The sequence below is a fragment of the Paramaledivibacter caminithermalis DSM 15212 genome (assembly GCF_900142245.1).
In the GTDB taxonomy this organism is placed as follows: Bacteria; Bacillota; Clostridia; order Peptostreptococcales; family Caminicellaceae; genus Paramaledivibacter; species Paramaledivibacter caminithermalis.
Genome location: NZ_FRAG01000090.1, coordinates 1 through 8,348, shown reverse-complemented (window position 1 = coordinate 8,348; position 8,348 = coordinate 1). Strand labels below are relative to the sequence as shown.

The window sequence follows — 8,348 nt, the reverse complement described above, 5'->3', positions numbered from 1 at the left end:
CCTACTTTTATATCTATAGACGGTGACAAAGAACAATAAATCAGCTCAGCTTTTTCTGTTTGACTATGTTCAAAACTATTACTACTGTTTGCATCAGTAGTAACAGCTATCCTCTCTCTACTTTGTTTCAAATGCTCTTTATTTCTTAATTTATCGCTTATTTTATAATGCCAATATTTGAATGGATGATAGCTAAGATTATTCTCTCTACACCACTGTGTTCCTGATAGCCCACTATCCTTATATTCTTTGATTCGTTTTTCCCATATTAATCTATCATTATTACTCATTCTCAAACCTCCTTGTGGAGATTATATCATGACTATTATGTTATTGATACATGGGGAAGAATTGACGCTTACTTTGATTCCAACCTATTTCCTCTCTATCAAAACCACCGTCTCCACATGTGTTTTGATAAAAAGATGATAATATCTCTCATATAAAAATTAGGTTTACCCCCCTAACAAAAATTTGTTTTACTGTTTTTTTAAAGTTGCTGTTACCCTAGTAAGAAAGTTCGCTATCAAACTTACTAACAATAAATTTCAACTATCCTTGAAAAATATTCTTCTGATAAATAATATTAGTAATCATAAAATATGTTAAATAAAAAAAAGTGAATACACCTAATGTAACTGCCAAGCTAATAGGTACTATCTTATCAGAAATTATATAATTACTCAAAAAATATTGTCCAGAAATAGCCATAATTATTATAAAAATAATTGGCAATATCATTGGTAAAAAGAACAAATTTGCTGATTCCATAAAGGCCAAATATTTTTGTTCCTTCCTAGAAACACCTAGTTGACTTAAAACTGAATATGACTTTTTAGAATTATCAATAGAAGAAAGTTGTTCAAATGATAGCAATGTAGCAGACAAAATAATAAAAATTATACATAAATACAAGCCACTAAACGAAATAGTAATAAATCCTGATAACGAATTTTTTATTCCCCATGCTTTAACACTGATACTCATTGTAATATTTTTATTGACAGGATTTATAATTTCTGGATTCCACTTGTTACGTATAAATCTATTTAAACTATCACGTAATTCTTCTTTCCCTTCTGTTTCCAATGAAATAACTAATCTTGATTTGTTAGTGACTAATCCCTTTACTATTTCATCTGGAACTACAAGCACATAACCATTACTACCTGCCATACGATATTGCTCCATTGGTTCTGTATATATGTAATTACCATGTAATGTTGTTCCATTTAAAACAATATCTTTATTTTGTATAATTTCATTTTTAATAACATCTAAATATTTTGGAGTATCACAGTGTATTATATAACTGTTACTATTTAAAGTCTTTTTATCTAAACCAAGTTGTTCTCTTAGAGAATTATAGTCAGTCAACGCTAAAATATCAATATTATACTTATAATCTCGATACAAATAATATGATACAGTGTCTTTGATTTGATAATCTTGTTCCACAAATTTAATTACTTCATCAAAGTCTTTAATTTTTGCATCTATTGCAACTGCAATATCATAAGGATATTCTGCTTTAATATTTACTTTATATCCCATACCCATTATTAATCCAATAAGCATTGCTGCTAAAGATACAGATAATAAAACTGCAACAATAGCCATAACTTTTCCAGATGTTAGAAATTTTCTACGTAATAGTCCAGAAAGAAACAAATTTGTATTTTTATAATACCACTTTTTATTTTTAGTCATCATAAACATTAAAAGGAACGGTAAAACACAATATAGCTGATATATTGCAAGCAATAGTAAAAATACTGTAATGGCTAAAAATAGTATTGCTATATTTGTTTGAGTAACAGCTGTCTTATATAAAAAAATAATTCCAAAGATCAAAGCAAAAAAACCAGTCATTAGTCTAAAAATTATAATTTTGAAATCTTTATTTTCTAATTTTTCATTTTTTCTATTGTCATATAGTAAACTAATAATTTTTTCTTTCCATATTATTGAAACAGCCTTTTTAATCGCTATTGTATAGATTAAAAAGAATAACAAAATAGTTATTATCATCGCAATTTTGGAAAAACTTATAACAAAACAATACTCTATTTCAAATATGTTATAAATTACTTTTATAAGTATGCTTGCCAAAAAATTTCCAGTAATTATTCCCAAAATTAGAGAAATTATACTCAATATAAAATTCTCAATAAAAAACAAAATACAAACGTTTTTCCTATCCATCCCTAATAGTAAATAAATTGCAATCTCCTTTTTCCTTTGATTTAAAATAAAGGAGATTGCATGTGATACCATAAAAGCACAAATAAAAGAAATCAAAATTGATAAACTCAAAATTACATATGTCAGTGCTTTTACATTTTGTGCTAAAGAAATTATATCATCCGATATAGCAATAGAAATAAAAGCATATATAAATGTCACTATTAAAAACATTGTTAAAAAATACATAACATAATCTTTAACACTTTTTTTAATATTTTTTAAAGATAATTTTATGTATGTCATTATGCTCCTCCAATCGAAGAAATAACCTCACTAATTTCATTATAAAATTCTTTATGAGATTTATTCCCTCTAATTAATTCATAATGTATACGTCCATCCTTTAAAAATAAAATTCTTGTTGCATAACTAGCAACAAATATATCGTGAGTTACCATCAAAATTGTAGCAAATAAATCATTAACCATGTGTTCCATAGTTTCCATGAGATTTTTAGAAGAATTACTATCTAAAGCACCCGTTGGTTCATCTGCAAATATCAATTTAGGATTAGTAATTATTGCTCTAGCACATGCACAACGTTGTTTTTGCCCACCAGATACTTGATAAGGATATTTATTTAAAATATCTTCTATTCTAAAATTTGAAGCTACTTCTTGAACTTTAGTATCTATAATATTAATCGGAGTTCTATTTATTGTTAAAGCCAATGCAATATTCTCTTTTATCGTTAAAATATCTAGCAAATTATAATCTTGAAAAATAAAACCTAAATTTTTCCTTCTAAACATCGCCATCTCTTTCCCGCTTAGTTCAACCAAATTACTATTTTCAAAAACAATTTCACCACATGTTGGAAGATCAATAGTGGAAATACAATTTAATAAAGTTGTTTTACCGGAACTGGAGGCTCCCATTATCCCCAATAATTCTTTGTGATTAACATTAAAACTAATGTTTTTTAATACTTGATTATTTCCATAGGATTTTGATACATTATATAATTTTAATATTTCCATATAAAACCTCCAAATCAATTTTCTTTATCCGATATATATAATTTCTTATAATAATCACAAGTTTCCATTAACTCATCATGTTTCCCCTTACCAACAACATGACCTTTATCTAATACAATAATCTTATCGCAAAATTTAATTCTACTTATTTTATGAGTTATAAATATTACTGTTTTATTAATTAATTTCCGTTTTAAATAGTTTACTACTTCATTTTCAGTTAAACCATCTAACGATGAGGTAGCTTCATCCAAAATAACTAGATCAGCATTTGACAAAGCAACTCTAGCTAAAGCTATCCTTTGTTTCTGACCCCCTGATAAATTTTTACCATTTTCATATAACTTTGTTTTCACTCCATTCGGTAACTCTTTTAACAAATCAGATAAACACACACCATCAATAACTTCTTTCATTTGATTTATATCCACTTGTTTATCAAACAAAATATTATTCAATAGCGTATCACTAAAAATTAAAGGTTCTTGAACTATATAATCTATATTTCTTCGTAACTGTTCTGTATCAATACAATTAATGTCAATTCCATTAATAAAAATTGTCTTAGCAGGTGATTTCCAAAATTTAAAAAGCAATTTTGTTATTGTCGATTTTCCACTACCACTTTTTCCAACTAGTGCTATTTTTTCTCCCTTTTTTATATCAAATGATATTTTTTTCAATATAGGATTAGTAGATGAATAACCAAAATTTAAGTTATTAAATTTTATTTCTTTTATTTCTAAAATATTCTCATGTTTCTTTTGTTCAGAAGAGTCAAAGGAAACATTCATTACTTCAAATAGTCGATTAATATAAATGTGTAATTGTTTCATTTGAATTTTATTTTTTGCTAATCTATTAATTGGAGCAGTTATATAGCCGATATACAAATTCAATGAAATCAATTCTCCAACAGATAGTTGCTCATTCATTATCAAATATGAACCATATAAAAGAATAATTACCTGCATAATATTCATATATGAACTTTGAATGAAACCAGCCTTTAAACTAAGGTTAGTCAAGCGCAAAGAAGCTTGATTTTCTTTTTCTTGAATTTGTTCATATTTATTTGTAAAATAATTTTGAGAATTTAATGAAATAATTCCAAATAGATTTGAAACAACTTGATTAATATAATTAGCCAAATCTTGAAATCTATTTCTTGAAATTGCAGTTAATTTTTTGATTTTAGTTGCCATGTGGTCTTGAATTAAATAAATTATTGGAAGAAAAATAAAAATTACTATTCCTACCATAGGAAACTTTATCATTAAGTAAATAAAAATTACTAATGCTGTAAATAAATCAGTTAAAAGCACAAATAATACATTTGTAGTATACTGTTCAACAAATTCTACTTCATTTAAAATTCTATTAGTTACATCTCCAATTTTAAATTTTGAATAAAAACTACCATTAACTGTGAACAATTTTTTTATTGCAACTAATCTTATTTCTTTTACCGATTTAATCCCTGCAAAAGTAAACCAATAAGTAGATTGTCTTTTAGCAAATGCAGAGAAAATACTAATTAAAAAATAAAAAAACAAATTATAGAATTTACATAGTAAAACTTAATTTATACATGTACAAATATGCAATGTTTCTGGGCGTTTTGGATATGTATAAATTAAAGTCTTTACTTAAATTTCTATATATATTATACATTTAAAACTAGAATGTTCAATCAAACTATCATAAATTTTTTGCATTAACACTGGCAAGACATATGCAGTAGACGAATAAAGAACCATAAGAAACAAAGCGAACAAATAAATTTTTCGCTGTTTCAATAATATTTTACTTAAAAGTTTGATATCATTATTAATATTCATATAAAACTTTTTTTTCATTTTCACTTACTTCTTTCATCACATATATAATTTGCTTGTCATTCTCTATTCTTGAACAATATAACATATATTTATAATAAATAATTTCAAGGTCTCTAGGCATTATTTTATTTCCTATTTTTCTCCCTAATATCTCTTCAGTCAATTTTATCGTACTCTCGTCACACTTTCCTGTAATTTTGATTTTCTTGTCTGATATAGCATTCAATATTTTTTGTAATACGTATATATTAGTTTTGTTTTCCCCAATATTAATTGGTCTTTCTAAATTAAGTCTTTCAAAAGTATTATCAAGATATCTTTCCATGATAACGTCTGGTAAAATTCCTATATTTTCTATATCTCCAACTTGTTTAAATATAAATTTACCAATTGTAATTTTCAAAACTATATTACAAATATAAAATTTCTTTTGTATTGTATTTTTTCCATAGGTCCTATTCTCTCCAATTACACTTCCATAAGGAGATTCTTTTATTAAACCTGCCACTAATTCTGCACTAGATAATGTGTTCTCACTTACTAAACAATAGACAATTTTCCTATTATTATTATCTCCTACATCTATTAATTGATTTTTTCTTTTAAAAGCCAATTGAATAGTATTTTTTTGTAAAATAGTATTACAAAGAGATAGTGCAGATTCTAAACTCCCCCCTTGACAATTACATAAATCAAGCACAAGACAACAATACTCATTATTAAACTTTTCTAATATTTTTTCCCAATCTGAGCATTGCTCATCACCAAATGAAGAAATTTTGATAATTGCGATTTTATTATCTAATAATTTCAAGGTTTCTATATTATTGCTCGGTACTGACTTCTTTTTTTCTATCGGATTCATATAATAAATATCCGAATATTTATCAATAGTTTTAATAGTAAATGCCAAAATGTCTAATATCTTATTTACATCAAATTTGTAATACCAATTATATCTTAAAATATTAAGTAATTTCCTTAATATCTTATTTTTTTTCTCCATAAACTTCTTCCTTTTCAAATAATTTTAACTTTTCTTCATCTGTAAGTCCAACATAAAGTTTTAATGCTAATTCAGCATTTTTTCTTAAAAGATTACATGTATGTTCATGTGGTACTTTAAAGTCCCCATTAGCTACCTTATTTTCTGCTGGACATCCACCGCCACATAATGATTTTGCCCAACACTCCGTACACTTTTGATTTCTATCATTCTTACTTATCTCAGCTAATAACTTGTCTCGATTACTTTGCTTATATCCAGACTCAATATCGCCATAACTACTATCTTCAAATTCAACAAGTCGATGGCAACCAAATATACTTCCATCAATATCTACCGCAATCATATTATTTACTGCACCACAAAATTTTTCTCTAATACCACCACCATAAAATCTATTGAGAAATGTTAAGATATTCGAATTTTTCAAACAGTAATCATAATTTTTTTCATCTAATGCTTTTTTGAATTTATATACCATTGTTTCATACCCTAATGCTAATTTATCATAATCATCTTCACTCATCATATTAATTGAAGGGGAAATATGGATATTTCCAAAACCTAATGAATATAAATGGTCATAAATCTGGTCTATTGCCGTATTACAATGTGTTAATGTAGCTCTTGCTGTAATTTTTTTTACATCAAGATATTCTCGAACATTATTCATGACGAGTGAGTATGTGCCATTTCCTTTGACATCATAACGATTTTGATTGTGTGTCGCAGCATCCCCATCGATACTAAGTGTAATTGTAAACTTATTATTATGTAAAAATTCACCAATCTCTTTATTTAATAATGTCCCATTTGTAGTTGTGCTAAAAGTAACTTTTTTCCCTACTTCTTTTGCTTTCTTTTTACCATATTCTACGCAATACTTGAACAAATCAAAATTTAATAATGGTTCTCCTCCAAATAAGATAATATTAATATATTTTTTATTACTATTGTCAAAGATATAATCAATTGCACATTTAGCTGTCTCTTTACTCATGAACCCTCTATTATGATATTCACCACCCTCTGCATAACAGTATGTACATCTTAAATTACATACTTGTGATAATAAAAGCGTTACACTACTAACACCTTTATCTAAGACAGATATTTTGTTACTTTTCTCCATTTCAATTAGTCCAGCACGCTCGAATGCTTGACAAAGTTCTTCTTTATCTCCATCATAGCTAGATAAATCTAATATGTTTTTATTTTTTTCTAATATGGCTCTAATTTTTTCATCAATTTCAAAAATTGCAACTGTTTTTATAACGTATAAATAAATTTTATCTCTAAATTCCCAAATTCTAAATTTCCCTAATTTAAATCCAGCTATATTCTCCATTTTCCCAACTCCTTGCCTTTAAATTAAATCCAAATACAATAGAAAAGCGAAGTGTTTTATAATACCACTTCACCATTCTATGTAAAATTTCTATTGATTACTTATCATCTTTAACAAATGGATTGCACCATTCTGAATCACATGAGCTACAAAAATCTCTTACATCACAAAGTGTACATATGTCTTTCGGATCACAGTTGTTACATCCTGCCGTTACTCCATCTAGTAACCCCTCTTTTGCAACAAGATTAATTGCTTTTAACATTTCTTTCGCCTCCCCTTTAATTCTATTTTTTTTAGCTTAATAAATATACAAACCACAAAATAAACAAGCTTGTTTTCAATTTATTCTACCGTTTCGCTCCAAATTTGTAAATAATTTTATTGTAAATATTTTCCAACACAAATTGACAGAATATTTTTGTTTCAAATAAAAAAACAGTCAAAGTGACCATACATCACTCTAACTGGCTCATCTTAAATCCTTTATTCAATTACAACTTCAACCTCTGTTCCATCAAGTAAACTTACTATTATCTTATCTCCCTCAAACACCGTCATCTTCTGGGCAATACTAAAGAATAAATCCATATCAAATTTTTCTATTGACTTTGCATTTTCTAGAATTTCTATAAACTGCTTTGACTTATATTTTACTAAAGCATTTTCACTTTTAAGTCCGTCCTTCCACTTCTCCATAAAGTAATCCTTACTTTCAAGGATTGCATTAAAGGTATTTACAAAGGCTTGATATAAAACTTTATCATCTATATGCTTATTCTCACAACCCTTTTTTCCCTTCACCTTATATTTATTATTGCATCTCCACACAATCCTTCTAAATCTCTCATCATTAGAATTCCAAACTTTCCTGCCAAAAACACTTCCGCAGTGTCCACAAATAACTCTTCCTGCAAAGGGATTTT

The 8,348-nt window shown here is 26.8% G+C and carries 8 protein-coding genes; all 8 read right to left on the bottom strand.

The genetic code is table 11. The features are described 5' to 3' along the window. A partial coding sequence (gene tnpA, locus BUB36_RS17825) for an IS66 family insertion sequence element accessory protein TnpA (protein WP_073153431.1) occupies nt 1-290 on the bottom strand: 290 nt, incomplete at its 3' end. Nucleotides 291-552: 262 nt separating this feature from the next. After that, entirely contained in the window at nt 553-2,490 is a 1,938-nt protein-coding gene (locus tag BUB36_RS17820) for an FtsX-like permease family protein (protein ID WP_073153428.1), read from the bottom strand. After that, nucleotides 2,490-3,227, bottom strand: coding sequence for an ATP-binding cassette domain-containing protein (locus tag BUB36_RS17815; RefSeq protein ID WP_073153425.1), 738 nt, complete (start codon nt 3,225-3,227; stop codon nt 2,490-2,492). Before BUB36_RS17815 ends, BUB36_RS17820 begins: the two co-directional genes overlap by 1 nt. Before the next feature lie 14 nt (nt 3,228-3,241). Beyond that, a complete protein-coding gene (locus tag BUB36_RS17810; RefSeq protein WP_073153422.1) occupies nt 3,242-4,783 on the bottom strand; it encodes an ABC transporter ATP-binding protein in 1,542 nt (513 codons plus the stop codon). Between the two features lie 274 nt (nt 4,784-5,057). After that, a complete protein-coding gene (locus tag BUB36_RS17800) occupies nt 5,058-6,074 on the bottom strand; it encodes a S41 family peptidase (RefSeq protein ID WP_073153416.1) in 1,017 nt (338 codons plus the stop codon). After that, a complete protein-coding gene (gene papB / locus BUB36_RS17795) occupies nt 6,058-7,422 on the bottom strand; it encodes a PapB family radical SAM/SPASM ranthipeptide maturase (RefSeq protein WP_073153413.1) in 1,365 nt (454 codons plus the stop codon). Before papB ends, BUB36_RS17800 begins: the two co-directional genes overlap by 17 nt. A 97-nt stretch (nt 7,423-7,519) precedes the next feature. Then, nucleotides 7,520-7,687, bottom strand: a complete 168-nt coding sequence (locus BUB36_RS19880) for a hypothetical protein (protein ID WP_165613136.1) — start codon at nt 7,685-7,687, stop codon at nt 7,520-7,522. 221 nt (nt 7,688-7,908) lie between these two features. Continuing rightward, nucleotides 7,909-8,348 (bottom strand): zinc ribbon domain-containing protein (locus BUB36_RS17790; RefSeq protein WP_207550853.1); only part of this gene is annotated, 440 nt, incomplete at its 5' end.